General features: G+C 74.1%; 13 protein-coding genes and 1 pseudogene. 3 read left to right on the top strand and 11 right to left on the bottom strand.

Annotation, left to right across the window (positions count from 1 at the left end):
- The 3 genes from IF43_RS0134260 to IF43_RS0134250 all read right to left on the bottom strand — a co-directional run.
- Nucleotides 1–617: TerD family protein (locus tag IF43_RS0134260; protein WP_030210301.1), on the bottom strand; the 617-nt coding region annotated here is incomplete at its 3' end.
- Between the two features lie 176 nt (nt 618–793).
- Nucleotides 794–1,207: a peptidoglycan-binding protein gene (locus IF43_RS0134255; protein ID WP_030210298.1), complete on the bottom strand. Its 414-nt coding sequence runs from the start codon at nt 1,205–1,207 to the stop codon at nt 794–796.
- Between the two features lie 366 nt (nt 1,208–1,573).
- The gene (locus tag IF43_RS0134250) at nt 1,574–2,134 is read right to left on the bottom strand and encodes a M48 family metallopeptidase (RefSeq protein WP_030210295.1); all 561 of its coding nucleotides are present in this window, start codon (nt 2,132–2,134) and stop codon (nt 1,574–1,576) included.
- 234 nt (nt 2,135–2,368) lie between these two features.
- On the opposite strand from IF43_RS0134250, the gene IF43_RS0134245 reads away from it, so the two are divergent.
- Nucleotides 2,369–3,538 (top strand): TOMM precursor leader peptide-binding protein, encoded by a 1,170-nt coding sequence (locus IF43_RS0134245; protein ID WP_030210292.1) that lies wholly within the window; start codon nt 2,369–2,371, stop codon nt 3,536–3,538.
- Nucleotides 3,539–3,579: 41 nt separating this feature from the next.
- The gene (locus tag IF43_RS0134240) at nt 3,580–4,908 is read left to right on the top strand and encodes an AarF/ABC1/UbiB kinase family protein (RefSeq protein WP_030210289.1); all 1,329 of its coding nucleotides are present in this window, start codon (nt 3,580–3,582) and stop codon (nt 4,906–4,908) included.
- A 12-nt stretch (nt 4,909–4,920) separates the two neighbouring features.
- Here the strand turns inward: IF43_RS0134240 and IF43_RS40145 are convergent, their stop codons facing one another.
- From IF43_RS40145 to IF43_RS0134215, 5 genes and pseudogenes are all read right to left on the bottom strand, one after another.
- Nucleotides 4,921–5,127 (bottom strand): hypothetical protein, encoded by a 207-nt coding sequence (locus tag IF43_RS40145; protein WP_078910669.1) that lies wholly within the window; start codon nt 5,125–5,127, stop codon nt 4,921–4,923.
- A 105-nt stretch (nt 5,128–5,232) separates the two neighbouring features.
- Nucleotides 5,233–5,559, bottom strand: a complete 327-nt coding sequence (locus IF43_RS0134230; protein WP_030210285.1) for a hypothetical protein — start codon at nt 5,557–5,559, stop codon at nt 5,233–5,235.
- Nucleotides 5,556–5,924, bottom strand: coding sequence for a WhiB family transcriptional regulator (locus IF43_RS0134225; protein WP_030210282.1), 369 nt, complete (start codon nt 5,922–5,924; stop codon nt 5,556–5,558). The genes IF43_RS0134230 and IF43_RS0134225 overlap by 4 nt, the downstream gene beginning before the upstream one ends.
- Before the next feature lie 172 nt (nt 5,925–6,096).
- Entirely contained in the window at nt 6,097–6,402 is a 306-nt protein-coding gene (locus IF43_RS0134220) for a hypothetical protein (protein WP_030210277.1), read from the bottom strand.
- A 191-nt stretch (nt 6,403–6,593) separates the two neighbouring features.
- Nucleotides 6,594–8,817 (bottom strand): annotated as a pseudogene (locus IF43_RS0134215) (ATP-dependent DNA helicase UvrD2); the annotation flags it as partial.
- A 191-nt stretch (nt 8,818–9,008) separates the two neighbouring features.
- Between IF43_RS0134215 and IF43_RS0134210 the strand changes: the two are divergent.
- A complete protein-coding gene (locus tag IF43_RS0134210) occupies nt 9,009–9,263 on the top strand; it encodes a mycoredoxin (RefSeq protein ID WP_030210271.1) in 255 nt (84 codons plus the stop codon).
- 76 nt (nt 9,264–9,339) lie between these two features.
- On the opposite strand, the gene nudC is transcribed toward IF43_RS0134210, so the two are convergent.
- The 3 genes from nudC to IF43_RS0134195 form a co-directional block, all read right to left on the bottom strand.
- Nucleotides 9,340–10,311, bottom strand: coding sequence for an NAD(+) diphosphatase (gene nudC, locus IF43_RS0134205; RefSeq protein WP_030210268.1), 972 nt, complete (start codon nt 10,309–10,311; stop codon nt 9,340–9,342).
- Nucleotides 10,312–10,492: 181 nt separating this feature from the next.
- Entirely contained in the window at nt 10,493–11,899 is a 1,407-nt protein-coding gene (locus IF43_RS0134200) for a dipeptidase (protein WP_030210264.1), read from the bottom strand.
- Nucleotides 11,900–11,909: 10 nt separating this feature from the next.
- Nucleotides 11,910–15,506 (bottom strand): UvrD-helicase domain-containing protein, encoded by a 3,597-nt coding sequence (locus tag IF43_RS0134195; RefSeq protein ID WP_030210261.1) that lies wholly within the window; start codon nt 15,504–15,506, stop codon nt 11,910–11,912.
- Nucleotides 15,507–15,805: the final 299 nt, after the last annotated feature.

Below are 15,805 nucleotides of genomic sequence, written 5' to 3'. Positions count from 1 at the left end.
GGCGTGGGCTGCGGGGCGGGGGCGGGGGCGGGCGGCGGGGCGAAGGCGGGGGGTGCGGCGGCCGGGGCCTGCTGCGCCTGCTCCACCTCCTCGGCCACCTCGCCGCCGAAGTTCTTCAGCAGCGCGTCGAGTCCGCCGTCGAAGCCCTGGCCGACCGCGGCGAACCGCCAGACGTCCTTGAAGTAGAAGTCGCCGAGCATCACCGCCCGCTCGGTGCTGAACTCCGCGCCGGTGAAGGCGTACCGGGCGACCTCCTCGCCGCCCGCGACGATCCGGATGTGGCCGGATCCGATCTGCGACATCTGGCCGCTGCCGTCGATGGTCGCGGTGAACGACAGCGTGCGGACGGCGTCCGGGATCCGGTCCAGGGTGACGCGGAACGACTCGGTGTCGCCGGCCTGCGGGCCGAGCAGCTGGATGGACTCCTCGGGCGACTTCGGCTGGTTGTAGAAGACGAAGTACCGGTCGTCGGAGAGCCGTTCGTCCGCGTCGAGGCCGAAGCAGCTGATGTCGAAGGCCAGTCCGGGGCCCTCGATGCGGACACCGACGTACAGGTCGGTGCCCGCCGTGAGGTCGCTGATCCTCGCCTTGTGGCCGCGCTGGAATTCCCTGACCATGCGTGAAGCCCGCCCCCGTCCCGGTTGAATGCGTACGGCCAGGCTAACGGCAGCCGCCGGGATCCGGCCGGGCCGGTACGGAGACGGTACATTTCACGGCTCGTCAGCCGGGGTGGTCCGGCGTCCGCGGGGCGGAGGGGTCGCGGAGGTCCAGCGGGAGGCCTCCGGCCCGGCCACTAGTTGTAGGTGGGCAGGTAGTCCTCGCAGTAGCCCTCCCCGTTGCCGTCACGGCCGTACACCGGGTCGCCCAGGATGAGCAGGTACGTGCCGGTCAGGGGCCCGACGATGCCGTCGACGTCCATGCTCGGCGAGAGGTCCCGCTTCACCTCGCGCTGGAAGAAGCGGATGGCCTCGTCCGTCTGGGGGCCGAAGCGGCTGTCCTCGGAGATCTGCTCGTGCCAGGGGGCGCTCTTCTTGAAGAAGGCGTTCACCTGGTGCTGCACGCACCACACCGCGGAGCCGTTGTTGGCCTGGCCGTAACCGATGTACGGGGCTCCGACCCGGGCTTCCGCGGTCCCCGTCAGCGCGGTCAGGGCGAGGGTCGCCGCACCGGCGAGGACTGCGGTACGGGTGAGGGAGTTCATGGGCATGCTGGACCAGCCTTCGGTTCGGTGACTGAGGAATGGTGCGTGGCACAGGAGGTGCCGGCCGGGGCCGGGCGGAGAGCGCCTCGGGACCGGTCCGGACAGCCAGAACCCTAGGCAGGGCAGGCCTCCGTCCCGCCGTCCCAGGCGTCCCGGGGCGGTCCCGCACGGCGGCGGGAGGCGGCGGGCCGGGACGGGACGCGGCAGGTCACCGGCTTCACCAGGGAGCTGTCCGCGGTGGCGGGTCCTCGTTCCCGTGCCGTCCCGTGCGACCCCCGGGACGGCACGGGACGTCGGAGGTCGGCGGGACCCCCTGGACGTGGCCGGCGACCCGACCGAACCCGGATCGCGTGCCGCCGCAGGCGACGGGAGTCAGACCGCCGCGTCCGGGCCGCCGCCCTCGCGCGGGGCCGGCAGGTGCGGCAGCCGGTCGGCGGCGACCACGCCCTCGAGGTAGCCGCGGGCCCGCTCGGTACGCGGGTACGCCTCCAGGAGCTCCCAGAAGCGGGGGCCGTGGCCCGGGACCAGCAGGTGCGCCAGCTCGTGCAGCAGCACGTAGTCGACCACGTACTCCGGCATGCCCTGGAGGCGGTGGGAGAGCCGGATGCTGCCCTCGGCGGGGGTGCAGGAGCCCCAGCGCGTGTTCTGGTTGGTGACCCAGCGGACCACGCGGGGGCGCGCACGGCCGCCGAGGTACTGACCGGACAGCTGTGCGGCCCGCTCGGTCAACTCCGCGTCACCGAGGCTGCGGCGACTCTCCTGCGCTGCGAGCTTGTCCAGCATCACGCCCACCCAGCGCCGCTCCTCGGCCTCCGACATGCGGGCAGGGATGAGGACGACCGTACGGTCGCCCTCGCGGTAGGCCGAGACGGTCCTGCGGCGGCGCGCGCTCCGGCGGACTTCGACGGCGCGCTGCGGGGGATCGGCGGACACCCCACGACGGTACCGGGTGGCCCTGACCGACGTCCTACGCGTGCCGGTTTTGAACTATTAATAGCCTTAATTCCTGTGTGCTGTGGATAACTCGGAGCGGGGGTTGGGGGCGGCCCGGCATGCTCGCTTTGCCCGCACGGCTCGTGCGGGTCGCGGGCCGTGACGGACGCGCTGCGGCGGACGGGCACGCGCTCCCCCATGGGCGCGTGACCTGCGGGGACGAGGGGGCGTGCGATGTATCCGAAGGTGAAGCCCGCACTGGTGCGGGCCTGGCGTGACCTCCAGACGGTGCAGTTCGGCGTGACGCCGGCGCAGGCGGTCGTGCTCGGGCCGATCGACATGGCGACGGGCAGTTTCATCGAGCAGCTCGACGGCTCGCTCGGGCCGCCCGCGCTGCGGGAGCGGGCGCGTGTGTTGGGCCTGCCCGAGGGCCGGGCGGACGAGCTGGTGGCCCGACTGGCGAAGGCGGGGCTGCTGGAGGACGTGACCGCGGGCGGTGCGGCGGCCCAGTCGGTGCGCCGCCGGATCGAGCTGATGGAGCGGCTGCGGCCGGACCTGGGTGCGCTGTCGCTGCGGCGGCGGGAGCCGGGCGGGGCCCTGCGCGCGCTGGCGGCCCGACGGGGCGCGCGGGTCCAGGTGCGCGGGCTGGGCCGGGTCGGGGCGGTGATCGCCTCGGTGCTCTCGGGTGCCGGGGTGGGCAGGGTGGAGGTGATGGACGGCGGCGTGGTCGAGCCGGGCGATCCGGTACCGGGTGGGATGCCCCCGGAGGCCGTGGGCCTGCGGCGGGCGGTGGCGGGGGCGGAGCTGGTACGGGAATCGGCGCCCGAGCGCGGACCCGGCGGCGACCGGGGCAGGGGCCCCGGCGCCGGTCGGGGCCGGGGGCCGGAGCCCGACGGGGCCGCCCGGCCGGGGCTCGTGGTGGTCGCTCCCCGGGAGGGGATCGAGGCCCACGCGCCCGATCCGGGCCGGTCCGCGGACTGGCTCGCGTCGGGCACCCCACACCTGTACGCGGGAGTGCTGGAGGGGACGGGCATCGTGGGCCCCCTCGTGCTGCCCGGGGACACCGCGTGCGCCGGGTGCATGGAGCGGGAGCGGGTGGACCGGGATCCGGCCTGGCCGCGGTTGCTCACCCAGTGGCGATCGGGCCGGGGCCGGGCGGGGCCGGCCTGCGACATGGGGTTGGCCGTGGCGGTCGCGGGGCTGGCGGCGGCGCACGCCCTGGCGTTCCTGGACGGGGAGTTGCCGGCCTCGGCGGGGGCGCGCTGGGAGGCGGCGCTACCCGGCTTGGACTGGCGGCGGACCGTGCTGGTGCCCCATCCCGACTGCCCCTGCGGGGCGGTGGGCGGTGGACCGGAGGAGCACTCCGCCGGCCGGCGGGAGCCACACGACACAATGGCCGGGTAACCGCCGCTCGCGGCGCGGCTGAGTGGGATCTGGAGGGGCGTATGTCTGATCTTCCCCGGAAGGCGGTCACCCGTACCGCGAAGCTCGCCGCGCTGCCCTTGGGCATCGCGGGGCGGGCGACGTGGGGGCTCGGCAAGATGATCGGCGGCAAGTCCGCCGAGATCGTGGCGCGCGAGCTCCAGCAGCGCACCGCCGAGCAGTTGTTCAAGGTCCTGGGCGAGTTGAAGGGCGGCGCGATGAAGTTCGGGCAGGCCCTGTCCGTCTTCGAGTCGGCCCTGCCGGAAGAGGTGGCGGGGCCGTACCGGGCCGCACTGACGAAGCTTCAGGAGGCGGCGCCGCCCCTGCCGGCCGGGACCGTGCACCAGGTCCTGACCGAGCGGCTGGGGCCGGACTGGCGGGAGCTGTTCCTGGAGTTCGAGGACAAGCCCGCTGCTGCGGCCTCGATCGGGCAGGTGCACCGGGCGGTGTGGCACGACGGGCGCGAGGTGGCCGTCAAGGTCCAGTACCCGGGCGCCGGCGAGGCACTGCTGTCGGACCTGGCCCAGTTGGGGCGCTTCGCCCGGCTGTTGGGACCGCTGATCCCGGGCATGGACCTCAAGCCGCTGATCAGCGAGATGCGCAGCCGCATCGAGGAGGAGCTGGACTACGAGCTGGAGGCGGAGTCCCAGCGGTCGCACGCGGACGTGTTCGCGGGCGATCCGGACGTGGTCGTGCCGGACGTGGTGCACCAGGGCGAACAGGTGCTCGTCACCGAGTGGATGGAGGGGACACCGCTCTCGGAGGTCATATCCGACGGCACACCGGAGCAGCGGGACCGCGCCGGGCAGTTGCTGGCCCGCTTCCTGTTCTCCGGACCCGCGCGCACGGGGCTGCTCCACGCGGACCCGCACCCGGGCAACTTCCGGCTGCTGGCGGACGACGACGGCCGACTGCGGTTGGGCGTGCTGGACTTCGGCACGGTCGACCGGCTTCCGGGCGGCCTGCCGCGCACCATCGGCACCTCGCTGCGGATGGCCCTGGCGGGGGACGGGGACGAGGTCTACCGGCAGTTGTGCGCGGAGGGCTTCGTGAAGGACTCCATCGAGCTCGACCCGGACGCGGTACTGGAGTACCTGCGGCCGATCATCGAGCCGGCGTTGGTGGAGGAGTTCACGTTCACCCGGGGCTGGATCCGCGGCCAGGCGGCCCGCATCGCCGATCCCCGCTCCCCCGCACACCAGTTGGGCAAGCAGCTCAACCTGCCGCCGGCCTACCTCCTGATCCACCGCGTCACGCTGAGCACGATCGGCGTCCTGTGCCAGCTCGGCGCCACGGTCCGGCTGCGCGAGGAGCTGGAGTCCTGGCTGCCGGGGTTCCTGCCGGAGGACTGAGTCGGGGCGGGGTCACCACCAGGCGGAGTCGAGTCTGCCCTCGATGGCGCGGATGTTGGCCCGGGCGCAGTCGTCGCAGAAGTACTGGCGGGTGCCGTTCTCGACGGAGCAGGTCCAGGTGGGCGGGGCGCCCTCGGGGCTGTGCTTGCCGCATCGGGCGCACACGACGGTCCCGGCTCCGGGACCCGGGGATGCGGGGTGGGGAGTGTGCTGGTCCACCACCAGACGATATCGCCGCCGCACCGGGGTGCGCCTGCGCAACGCACCGTGGGGACCGGTCCTGACGGACCGGTCCCCACGGTGGGGCGAGTCAGCCGGAGCTGATCAGTGCATGACCGCCATGGCCAGGGCGCGGCGGGCCCGCATCGAGACGCGCTCGGCGCGCTTCTGCATGCGGCGGGCGTTGATCAGACGGACGGCCTGCCGTTCCGCGTCGATCTCGCGCATCCGTTCGTGCATATGAGCACGAGCCAGGGCTTCTGGGATGAGTTGCATTTCGCGGGTCCTGTTCTGACGCGAGAGCTTCGCGCCGGGAGTGGTGAAGTCGGTGTGGGCGGAGCCGGAGGGCTGCTCGCTGGCGTGCGGGGTCATCGGGGCCTGCTTCAGGGGGTCGTACGTGAGGGGGCGGTCGATCGTGCCGCGGGCGTTCATGCCGAGACCGGGTTCTTGCGCGGACGGCCACGGGGACGCTTGCGGGCGACGACCACGCCCTGCACGAAGAGCTCGCCACCCCAGACGCCCCAGGGCTCGCGGCGCTCCTTCGCGCCGGCGAGGCAGGCCTCGACCAGCGGACAGGTGCGGCAGAGGGACTTGGCGTACTCGACGTCGGCCGGGGACTCGGCGAAGAAGACCTCGGGGTCGTAGGTACGGCACGGGACGGGCACGCCGAGGTTCTCGATGGCGTCGTCGAGCGCGGTGAGCGCGGTGAGCGGAGTCAAGGCGGAGTCCTCCGGGACTGCGGGCGGAGAGGTCAAGTGGGAGGGCGGTACGGACGGGGCGTGCGCTTCGAGTTGCACGGTGGTTTCTTTCCTCGTCTGGTCGGTCCGGCCTGGTGGGCCGGTGTTCGGCTGGTACCGGGTGCTGCCAGTCCCGAGGCCCCTTCGCTCCGTCGTCCCGTCGGGGGACAAACAGAAGGGCCGCGGATCCCGGGTGGGGTTCCGCGGCCCTGAAGGCGCCGGCCTGATCAGATCAGGCTGGATCACTCCAGGGTTCGAGCCCACGGAAGGCCCACATCGTGTGGTGCTGCGTCGTCTGCTTCGGGTGTCCGGCACCGGTGGCGGCAAAGGCATAGGCCTGTGCCTGCGCCACTACTGCTGCCGGGGCCTGGGTCGGTCGCTCATTGCCTTCGATCCGCTCGCGGACGGGCAGGGTCGCAAGGGAGACGGGGCTGATCGCGGAGATCGCGGACAGACCGGTGCCCTGGAAACCGGAGGTGAAGGCGACGAGCTTGGAATCACGCAGGCAGGAGGAAGCGGCGACCGGGCGATCGGTCATTTTGGTGACGGTGTTGAAGCTGATCACGGGTCTCGCCTCCTCTCGGCGTCTCGGGGACCGGCCTCTCGGCCCGTCCCGTGTATTCGGACAAGTACAGCACGGAGCGGAGGCTTCTCAGAAGCCACCGTTTCCGTTGCTAAGAACCTATGGGGATGTGCGGGGCATGTGCAAACTATTTTTCCGACGAGTTTCTACGCGTCGGCCCCCTCCCCCTCACCAGGCTCCTGACCTGCGCAGATGGCCAGGACATCGGCTCCGAAGCGGTCGAGCTTGCGTCCACCCACGCCTGAGATCACGGCGAGCTCGCCCTCCTCGTGGGGCACGGCCTCGGCGATCGCCATGAGCGTCTTGTCCGTGAAGACGCAGTACGCCGGCTGTCCCAGGGCCTTCGCCTGCACCGCGCGCCAGTCGCGCAGCCGCTCGTAGAGCCCTTCGTCCATGTCGGACGGGCACTCCTCGCAGCGCATGAGCTTCATCTCTCCCGCGTCGGTGAGGGTCCTGCCGCACACCCGGCACAGCACCGGGCCCCGGCGGCCGCGCGCCCGGCCCCGCTCGATGACCCCGGAGGCGCCCGGCGAGCGGCTGCCGCCGGCCCGGAAGCCCGGCCGCAGGCCGCTCAGGAAGCGGCTGGGCCGCCGGGTCGCCCGGCCGCCCGGAGAGCGCGAGAGCGCCCAGGACAGGCCCAGGTGCAGGCGTGCCCGGGTGACCCCGACGTACAGGAGGCGGCGCTCCTCCTCGATCTGCTCGTCGGTCTTCGCGTACGTGATCGGCAGCATGCCGTCGGTCAGGCCGACCAGGAACACCGCGTCCCACTCCAGGCCCTTCGCCGCGTGCAGGGAGGCGAGCGTGACGCCCTGGACGGTGGGGGCGTGCTGGGCCGCGGCCCGTTCGTCGAGCTCGACGACCAGGTCCGCGAGGGTGACCTCGCGCGACCGGCCGCGGGAGAAGTCCTCCGCCAGGCGGACCAGGGCGGCCAGCGACTCCCACTGGTCGCGCACGGCCCCCGAGCCGGCCGGGGGCTGGGGGGTCCAGCCGTTCGCGCTCAGCACGGCCCGGACCTGCGCGGGCAGCTCGACGACGTCGTCGAGGACGGCGTCGTTCGCTCCGAAGCGGGCGGCGCCGCGCAGGTTCGCGATGGCCTGCTTGACCTCGACGCGCTCGAAGAAGCGCTCCGCGCCGCGCAGCTGGTAGGGCACCCCGGCGTCGGCGAGGGCCTGCTCGTAGACCTCCGACTGGGCGTTGATGCGGTAGAGGACCGCGATCTCCCCGGCCGGCACCCCGGCGTCGATCAGGCCGCGGATCCGCCGGGCCACGCCCTCGGCCTCGGCGGGCTCGTCGGCGTACTCGGTGAAGACCGGGTCGGGGCCCGGCTCGCGCTGCGAGACGAGCTCCAGCCGGTGGTCGGCCGCCCGGCCGCGGGCCTGCGCGAGCAGCCCGTTGGCCAGGTGCACCACCTGCGGGGTGGAGCGGTAGTCGCGGACCAGCTTCACCACGGTGGCCTGCGGGTAGCGGGTGCGGAAGTCCAGGAGGTGGTCGGGGGTGGCGCCGGTGAAGGAGTAGATCGTCTGGCTGGCGTCGCCGACCACGCACAGGCTGTCGCGGTCGCCGAGCCAGAGCTCCAGCAGCCGCTGCTGGAGCGGGCTGACGTCCTGGTACTCGTCGACCACGAAGTGCTGGTACTGGCTGCGGACCACGTCGGCGATGTCGGGCCGGTCCTCGAGGATGCCGACCGTGAGGAGCAGCACGTCCTCGAAGTCGATCATGACGCGGTCCCGCTTCAGCTGCTCGTACATCCCGTAGATCTGGGCGATCTCGGCCGGGTCGCGGGGGGCCTCGCGGCCCGCCTTGCGGACGGCGGCCGGGTAGTCGGCGGGGGTGGACTGGGTGACCTTGGCCCACTCGATCTCGCCGGTGACGTCGCGCAGCTCGTTCCGGTCCAGGCGGACGCGGCAGCGGGCAGCCGCGTCCGCCACCAGCTGGATCTTGCGCTCCACGAGCCGCGGCAGGTCGCCGCCGACCGCACGCGGCCAGAAGTACTGGAGCTGGCGCAGCGCGGCCGAGTGGAACGTGCGTGCCTGGACCCCGGCGGCGCCCAGGCCGCGCAGGCGGCCGCGCATCTCGCCGGCGGCGCGGTTGGTGAAGGTGACGGCCAGCACGCTGGCGGGCTGGAGGATGCCCGCGCGCACGCCGTACGCGATGCGGTGGGTGATCGCCCGGGTCTTGCCCGTACCGGCTCCGGCGAGGACGCACACCGGGCCGCGCAGCGTGGTCGCGACCTCGCGCTGCTCCGGGTCCAGGCCCAGGAGCACCGCGTCGGCCGACTCCGCGGCGGAAGGGAAGGACGGGAGAGGCGTTGCTGCTGTCACACCTGCCATGCTGCCAGGTCCGGTGCGGCGGCCGGGACGGTTGTCCACAGGGGTGCGGGTGCGGTCGTACGTGTACGACCGGCGGCTTCTGATGCGCAGAGCTCTGGCCAGGGCTTTCCCGCGGGAATGTCCCGGGGACCCCGTGCGTTCCTCTGTGTGGGACCGACCCGGCCAACCCCAGCGGCCGAGCCGGTCCCGTCATGACCCCGTCCCCCGAAGGCCCGAAGGAGCGCACCCGCCATGCAGGGTTCCGTGACGATGTACAGCACGACCTGGTGCGGCTACTGCCGCCGGCTGAAGTCCCAGCTGGACCGCGAAGGCATCGCGTACACCGAGATCAACATCGAGCAGGACCCGGAGTCGGCGGCGTTCGTCGAGAAGGCGAACGACGGCAACCAGACCGTCCCGACCGTCCTGGTCGTCGGCGCGTCGGGCGGCGAGCGGGTCATGACCAACCCCAGCCTGGCCCAGGTGCAGCAGGCCCTCGCGGTCTGATCGCCGCACCGCACACGTGCGTGGAGCCCCCGCCCGGGGGCTCCACGCACGTCCGGCCGCGGGCGGCGCGGGTGGATCAGAGGGCGGCTGCGGTGACCAGGGGCCGGGGCAGCGGCTCGCCGTACCAGCGCTCCACCAGCCGGGCCGCGATCGAGATGCCCGAGGGCGGCAGCACCGCCCCGGCCTCGATGGCCTCGCGCAGCTCGGCCCGCGAGAACCAGCGGGCCTCCTGGATCTCCTCGCCGTCCACGTTGATCTCGGAGCTCACGGCGCGGGCCATGAAGCCCAGCATCAGGCTGGACGGGAAGGGCCAGGGCTGGCTGGCGACGTACTCGACCTCGCCGATCCGGACGCCCGCCTCCTCCCACACCTCGCGGACCACCGACTGCTCGATGGACTCGCCCGGCTCGACGAAGCCGGCCAGGGTCGAGAACCGGCCCTCCGGCCAGTGCACCTGCCGGCCGAGCAGGGCGCGGTCGTGCTCGTCCGTGACGAGCATGATGACCGCGGGGTCGGTGCGCGGGTAGTGCTCGGCCCCGCAGGCCGGACAGCGCCGCACATGGCCAGCGGCAGCCACAACGGTGCGCTCGCCGCAGCGCGAGCAGAAGCGGTGCAGCCGCTGCCAGTTCTCCAGCGCCACCGCGTGGACCATGAGCCCGGCGTCGCGCGGGCCCAGCAGCAGCCCGGCCTCGCGCAGCCCGGCGGCCCGCGCCGACTGGTCCATCCGACCCGGCAGGGCGTCCTTCTGCAGCGCGAAGTAGCTCACACCGTCCTCGTCGGTGCCGAGGAAGTACCGGTGGGTCTCGGTGGGGGGCGCCTCGAAGGCGGGGGTCATCACGATCCCGGTGCCGCCGTCGGGGGTGTCGTCGATCAGCACCTGACCGCCGGAGACCACGAACACACGGGTGCTCGGGTGGCTCCAGGCGGCCGCCAGCCAGGCCTCGTCCAGCCGGTGGTGCGCGGCCCGGTCGACGCCGCTGGGCGCGGTCAGCGAGATGGGCCGGTCGGTGGTGCGGCCCGGGTTCCCGGTCGAGGTGCTCGTGCTCACAGGTGCTTCCAACTCCCCCGTTGTCGGTGGATGGGCGGACGTGGTGCGGATGCCGGGCGGTGCGGCGCGGGCGGCGTCAGCAGGTGCGGTGGGGCGGTGCGGCACAGGGCCGGAGCGGTGCGGTGCGTCCGCGCCTCCGGTCCCGGTCCCCGTCCGGGCCGCCGCGCTCATGCGTCGGCGGTCATGCGTCGGCGTTCCAGTGCTCGGCGAGGTCGCCCCACAGGTAGGCGGCCGTCTCCACGCCCTTGAACAGCAGGTTCAGCTCGACCTTCTCGTTCGGCGCGTGCCAGCCGTCCGAGGGCACCGAGATGCCCAGGAACAGCACGGGCGCGCCCAGTACGTCCTGGAGGTCGGCGGCCGGGCCCGAGCCGCCCTCGCGCGTGTAGCGGACCGGCTGCCCGAAGGCACGGCCCATCGACCGGGCGACGGACTGCAGGGCGGGGTGGTCCAGCGGCGTCAGGCAGGGCCGGGTCGGGGCCCCGAAGACGATCTCGTGCCGGATGCCGGCCGGGATCCGCGCCGCCACCCAGTCCTTCACGGCGGCCTCGATGACGTACGGGTCCTGGCCCGAGACGAGTCGGAACGACAGCTTCAGCTGCGCGCTCCGCGGGATGATCGTCTTGCCGCCGGGGCCCTGGTAGCCGCCGCCGATGCCGTTCAGTTCGGCCGTCGGGCGGGCCCAGACGCGCTCCAGCGTCGAGTACCCGGCCTCGCCGAGGGTCCCGTACGACTTGGCCGTGCGCAGCCACTGCGCCTCGTCGAAGGGCAGCTCGGCGATCAGCTCGCGCTCGCGGTCCGAGAGCTCGGTGATCCCGTCGTAGAAGCCGGGGACCGTGACCCGCTCGTCCTCGTCGTGCAGGGCGGCGACCAGGCGGGCGGCGACGGTGGCCGGGTTGGGCACGGCCCCGCCGAAGGCGCCGGAGTGGATGTCCTGGTCGGGCCCGAACAGCTCGACCTCGCAGTCCGCGACGCCGCGCATGCCGGTGCACACGGTCGGGGTGGTCTCGGACCACATGCCGGTGTCGGAGACGATCACGACGTCGGCGGCCAGCCGGGCCGCCTCGCGCTCGACGAGGTCGCGGAAGTTCGGCGAGCCGGACTCCTCCTCGCCCTCGATGAGGAGCTTGAGGTTCACGGCGGGAGCGGTCCGGCCGGTGGCGGCCAGGTGCGCGCGCACGCCCAGGGTGTGGAAGAAGACCTGCCCCTTGTCGTCGGCCGCGCCACGGGCGTGCAGGCGCGCGCCGTCGACGACCACGGGCTCGAACGGGTCGGTGTCCCAGCCGTCCTCGCGGGCCGCGGGCTGGACGTCGTGGTGCCCGTAGACCAGCACGGTCGGGGCCTGCGGGTCGCCGCTGGGCCACTCGGCGAACACCGCGGGGGCGCCGGGGGTGGGCCACACCTCGGCGACCGGGAAGCCGGTCGCGGTGAGCTTGGCGGCCAGCCACTCGGCGCTGCGCCGGACGTCCCCGTCGTGGGCCGGCTGGGCCGACACGGAGGGGATGCGCAGCCACTCGGCGAGGTCGTCGAGGAAGGCGGCGCGGTGGTCGTCGATGAAGGCGCGGACGGCGCTGTCCGGGGTCTGGCTCATACCCCCGAGCCTAGCCGTCCCCACCGGCCCGGCTTTCCGCGCCCGATTTGCCTTGGAGGATCCGCTCAAGACGGGCGCGACCGGGCAGCCGGGCCGGGCGTATGACGCGGCCGCTGCGCACGTGCAGGAACGCCGCCGTCACCCGCGCCGGGTCCACGCCCTGCGCCTCCGCCCAGGCCAGCCGGTACAGGGCCAGCTGGAGGGGGTCGGCCTGGGTGCCGTGACCGGTCTTCCAGTCGACGATCTCCCACCCGCCGTCCTCGGTCCGGTAGACGGCGTCGATCCGGCCCCGGACCACCCGGCCCGCCAGGGTCAGCTGGACGGGGACCTCCATGCGGTACGGGGTGCGGGCCGCGTACTCGCTGCGCTCGAAGGCGGCCTTGAGCGCCTCGAGGTCCCGCTCGTCGGCGACCTCGGCGTCGCTGCCGGGCAGCTCGTCGGGGTCGAGCAGGGGCAGCTCCAGCTCGTCGAAGCGGGACTCCACCCAGGCGTGGAAGCGGGTGCCACGGCGGGCCGCGGGCTGCGGCGGCTTGGGCATGGGCCGGGCGAGCTCCCGGACGAAGCCCTCCTCGTCGGCGGCGAGCCGCTGGAGCTGCGAGACGGACAGGGACGGCGGCAGCGGTACGTCGCGCACGGCCGCGCGGGAGCGCCGCAGCTCGCCGGCGAGGGCGTCGAGGTCCCGGTCCCAGGAGGCCGCCAGCCGCCGCTCCTCGGGGGTCAGGCCGTGGTCGCCGGGCGCGTCGGGTCCGCTGCGCTGGGCCGGTACCGGGGCCTCGGCACCGGGCCGGGGGGCGGGTACGGGCACACCGGTCCCCGGCTCGCGCGGGACCGTCGACACGGCGGACCGCGCCGGGGCGGGGAGGGCGTGGGCCTGGGCGGGGAGGACGTGGGCCTCGTCCGGACCCCAGGGGTCGTCGGAGTCGTCGGTGGCGTACGGGGCGTGCGGGGCGTGCGGGGCGTCGGCCCAGGGGTCGGGGCCGACGTCGTAGGGGCCGGGCTCGTCGTCGTAAGGAACGGGCTCGTCCTCGTACGGCAGGGGCTCCTCGCAGTGCGGGGGCCACAGGTAGTCCGTGTCCGGGTCGGCGGGCGGGGCGGGGTCGGCGGGGGCCGGCTCCGGCCGGCTCCGCAGGGCGTCGAGATGGGCCAGCACGAGGTCGGCGGCGCGGCGGCGCAGCCGGAAGGAGGCGCGGTCCAGCGGCAGCGGCCAGGAGGCGTCCTGGACGGTTTCGGCGAGGGCGGGGTTCTCCCCCCCGGCCTCGGGCCGGTCGGCCCACCTCTCGGTCTCCCCGTAGCCCGCGGCGCAGTGCGCTTGGAGAGCCTCCAGGAAGGCCGACGGCCCGCGGACGGTCTTCTGGCTGGGGCCCCACCAGTGGCCCGAGGCCAGCAGGAGCGAGCGCGGGCGGGTGAAGGTGACGTAGCCCAGGCGCAGCTCCTCCAGCGCCGCGTGCTCCTTCATGTCCGCCTTGTACGCCTTCAGCGCGGCGGAGGTCCAGCCGGTCACGTCCGGCAGCGTCGCGGCGTCACCGCGCAGGGCGTGCGGCAGCACCTGGGGCTGTGCGGTCCAGGACTCGCGGGCCTTGTCGGACGGGAAGGCGCCGGACACCAGGGACGGGACGGCGACGACGTCCCACTCCAGGCCCTTGGACTTGTGGGCGGTGAGGACCTTGACGGTGTTCTCGCCGCCGGGCAGGGAGTTGTCCAGGCCCTTCTCGTACTCGGCGGCCGTGCGCAGGAAGGAGAGGAAGGCCAGCAGCGAGCTGTGCCCGTCGAGGGCGGCGAAGCCGGCGGCCACGTCCAGGAAGTTGGCGAGGGTCTCCCGGCGGCGGGCGGCGAGCGCGTGCGGCGAGGCGGAGAGCTCCACGTCGAGGCCGGTGGCGGCGAGCACCCGGTGCAGTACGTCCATCAGCGGGTCCGCGAGGGAACGGCGCAGCTCGCGCAGCTCGGCGGCGAGCCGGGCGAACCGCACCCGGGCGTCCGCCGAGAACGGCAGCCCGTCGTCGGGGCCGCCGTCGAGGAAGGTGTCCAGCGCGTCGGCCAGCGAGACGATCTCGGCGGGGTCCACGCCCTCCACCGCCGCCGCCAGCCGGTCCTCGCGCTCGCCCCGGTGGCCGGCGACCAGCAGTCTGGCGCGGCGGCCCAGCAGCGCGAGGTCGCGGGGACCGATCCGCCAGCGGGGGCCGACCAGGAGGCGGACCAGGGACGCGTTGGCGCCCGGGTCCTGGAGCACCTCGCAGACGGCGACCAGGTCGGCGACCTCGGGCAGGTGGAGCAGCCCGGACAGGCCCACGACCTCGACCGGGACGTCGCGGGCGACGAGCGCGGCCTGGATGGCGGGGAAGTCGGCGCCGGAGCGGCACAGCACGGCGATCTCGCCCGGCGCCTTGCCGGTGCGGACCTGGTGCGCGATCGAGTCGGCGAGCCAGTCCAGCTCCTCGGCATGGGTCGGCAGCAGCGCACAGCGCACGAAGCCGTCGCGCTCGGCGCCGGGGGCCGGGCGCAGGGCCTCGACGCCCTCGTGCATCTCCCGCAGCGGGGCGGCCAGGCCGTTGGCGAGGTCGAGCAGCCGGCCGCCGCTGCGCCGGTTCTCGCTGAGGGAGTAGCGGTCGGCGGGGCGGCCGTCGGCGTACGGGAAGTGCTCCGGGAAGTCGTCCAGGTTCGCCACGGACGCGCCCCGCCAGCCGTAGATGGCCTGGCAGGGGTCGCCGACGGCGGTCACCGCGTGCCCGGTGCCGCCGCCGAACAGTCCCGACAGGAGCAGCCGCTGGGCCACGGACGTGTCCTGGTACTCGTCGAGCAGGACGATCCGGAACTCCTCGCGCAGCAGCGCGCCCACCTCGGGGCGGGTGGTGGCCAGCCGCGCGGAGAGGGCTATCTGGTCGCTGAAGTCGAGCAGGTCGCGCGAGCGCTTGGCGGCGCGGTAGCGCTCGGTGAGCTCCAGCAGTTCGAGGCGGGCGGCGGCGGTGGCCGGGACCTTGCGCAGCTCCTCGTTGGTGAGCTTGGTCCTGGCGAGCCGGTCGAGCAGCTCGGTGTCGTACGCGCGGAGGTCGGCGGGGTCGACCAGGTGCTCGGAGAGCTCCGCGTCGAGGGCGAGCAGGTCGGAGACCAGCTCGGAGACGGAGCGGGTGAGGGCGGGGTACGGGCCGGGGGCCTCGCGCAGCACGCGCGCGGCGAGCTGGAAGCGGGTGGCGTCGGCGAGCAGCCGGGCGCTGGGCTCCAGGCCGATGCGCAGGCCGTGGTCCTTCAGGAGCTGGCCGGCGAACGCGTGGTAGGTCGAGATGCGGGGCTCGCCGGCGGCGGCCGCGTCGCTGCCGGGAGCCGGGTCCGGGTCGGTCACGCCGGCCTTGACCAGGGCGGCGCGGACGCGCTCGGCGAGCTCCCCGGCGGCCTTGTTGGTGAAGGTCAGGCCCAGCACCTGCTCGGGGGCCACCTGCCCGGTGCCGACCAGCCAGACGACGCGGGCGGCCATCACCGTCGTCTTCCCGGACCCGGCTCCGGCCACGATGACCTGCGGCGCGGGCGGCGCTGTGATGCAGGCCGTCTGCTCCGGGGTGAAGGGGATCCCGAGGAGCGACTTGAGCTGCTCGGGATCGGTGAGGCGCGTGGACACGAGAGAAAAGGCTAGCCGGGGGTTGTGACAAGTGTCGGCTCGTCGAGGGTGGGGGCGGGGTCCGTGGTGGGGGCCGTGGTGGGGGCCGTGGTGGGGGCGCTGGCCCGTGGTGGGGCGGGGCGGGGGCCGTGGGGCGGGCGGGGGCGGAGGCCCGCGGTGGGGCCAGGGCGGGCTGCGTGGGCGTATCGGTGTCGGGGTGAGCTCTCGCTTCGTGGGGCCGTCCCGTGGTGTGTGGGTCCCCTCGCCTCTTGACCCGTCATGGCCTGCAGGCCCTGCGGCAGGCCCACCCCTGGGGCTTT

It is taken from the genome of Streptomyces sp. NRRL S-87 (assembly GCF_000719335.1).
GTDB lineage: Bacteria > Actinomycetota > Actinomycetes > Streptomycetales > Streptomycetaceae > Streptomyces.
The sequence above is the reverse complement of the archived record's forward strand: the minus strand, read 5'-3'. Positions and strand labels throughout refer to the sequence as shown.

Excerpts from the sequence above, each read along its gene's own strand:
- IF43_RS0134255 (WP_030210298.1), bottom strand. The coding sequence starts at position 1,207 with ATGCCCATGAACTCCCTCACCCGTACCGCAGTCCTCGCCGGTGCGGCG.
- IF43_RS0134245 (WP_030210292.1), top strand. The coding sequence starts at position 2,369 with ATGTATCCGAAGGTGAAGCCCGCACTGGTGCGGGCCTGGCGTGACCTC.
- IF43_RS0134240 (WP_030210289.1), top strand. The coding sequence starts at position 3,580 with ATGTCTGATCTTCCCCGGAAGGCGGTCACCCGTACCGCGAAGCTCGCC.
- IF43_RS0134230 (WP_030210285.1), bottom strand. The coding sequence starts at position 5,559 with ATGAACGCCCGCGGCACGATCGACCGCCCCCTCACGTACGACCCCCTG.
- IF43_RS0134220 (WP_030210277.1), bottom strand. The coding sequence starts at position 6,402 with ATGACCGATCGCCCGGTCGCCGCTTCCTCCTGCCTGCGTGATTCCAAG.
- IF43_RS0134210 (WP_030210271.1), top strand. The coding sequence starts at position 9,009 with ATGCAGGGTTCCGTGACGATGTACAGCACGACCTGGTGCGGCTACTGC.
- IF43_RS0134200 (WP_030210264.1), bottom strand. The coding sequence starts at position 11,899 with ATGAGCCAGACCCCGGACAGCGCCGTCCGCGCCTTCATCGACGACCAC.